The sequence below is a fragment of the Paenibacillus shirakamiensis genome, from assembly GCF_017874255.1.
Classification (GTDB): domain Bacteria; phylum Bacillota; class Bacilli; order Paenibacillales; family Paenibacillaceae; genus Fontibacillus; species Fontibacillus shirakamiensis.
Genome location: NZ_JAGGLD010000015.1, coordinates 1 through 1,169 on the forward strand (window position 1 = coordinate 1; position 1,169 = coordinate 1,169).

2 tRNA genes and 2 rRNA genes are annotated in these 1,169 nt (G+C 50.5%); all 4 read right to left on the minus strand.

The annotated features are described in order from the left end of the window. Positions 1-481: ribosomal RNA gene (locus J2Z69_RS19050) — 23S ribosomal RNA — on the minus strand; the annotation flags it as partial. A gap of 187 nt (positions 482-668) precedes the next feature. After that, positions 669-744 (minus strand) — tRNA-Ala (locus J2Z69_RS19055). A gap of 22 nt (positions 745-766) precedes the next feature. Next, positions 767-843 (minus strand) — tRNA-Ile (locus J2Z69_RS19060). A gap of 37 nt (positions 844-880) precedes the next feature. After that, positions 881-997: ribosomal RNA gene (gene rrf / locus J2Z69_RS19065) — 5S ribosomal RNA — on the minus strand. Positions 998-1,169: the final 172 nt, after the last annotated feature.

Genomic DNA, 1,169 nt, shown 5'->3' on the forward strand with positions numbered 1-1,169 from the left:
GTATTTAGCCTTAGCAGATGGTCCTGCCAGATTCATACGGGGTTTCACGTGCCCCGCACTACTCGGGATCCGTCTCGGAGGGATTAGACTTTCGGTTACAGGGCTTTTACCTTCTACGGTGGACCTTTCCAGATCTCTTCGCCTACCCTAATCCTTTGTAACTCCATGTGAGACGTCCCACAACCCCAAGGAGCAAGCTCCTTGGTTTAGGCTGTTCCGCGTTCGCTCGCCGCTACTGACGGAATCACTCTTGTTTTCTCTTCCTCAGGGTACTTAGATGTTTCAGTTCCCCTGGTCTGCCTCTTCGCAACCTATGTATTCAGTTACGAGTGACTGCGTATTACCACAGCCGGGTTTCCCCATTCGGACACCCCCGGATCAAAGCTTGCTTACAGCTCCCCGAGGCAGTTTCGTTGTTCGCCACGTCCTTCTTCGGCTCCTAGCGCCTAGGCATCCTCCGTGTGCTCTTAGTAGCTTAACCAAATGCTCCGGTTGTTCGTGTTTGAGCTCTGTTGCACAGATCGCAAAGGATCTCAAACACGAACAACCTTCGCGCTACCTTAGATATCAAACTTGTATACACAAGTTTGGTTTAAAGGAATTCTAATTTACGCAATTCTTCGTTTCGTTATCTAGTTTTCAAGGATCAAAGTCTTTAAGAAATCATATGGTGGAGCCAAGCGGGATCGAACCGCTGACCTCCTGCTTGCAAGGCAGGCGCTCTCCCAGCTGAGCTATGGCCCCATAGAGTAAACATGAAGTTAAATGGTGGGCCTTAGTGGACTCGAACCACCGACCTCACCCTTATCAGGGGTGCGCTCTAACCAGCTGAGCTAAAGGCCCTTATGTGTAAAAATAATGTAACCCCTATTAGGGTTGCGCTTGGCAACGTCCTACTCTCCCAGGACCCTGCGGTCCAAGTACCATCGGCGCTGGAGGACTTAACGGTCGTGTTCGGGATGGGTACGTGTGGAACCCCTCCGCTATCGCCACCAAACGCAGTTATGAAAGTGCAATTGCTCTCTCAAAACTGAACAACGAGTAAGTAAGATGTGCTTTGCAATGCAAAGCGATTGTGGGATAAACCCAGCTGAATGTTACCGCTGCGGGTAACGATTCTCCATAGAAAGGAGGTGATCCAGCCGCACCTTCCGATACGGCTACCTTGT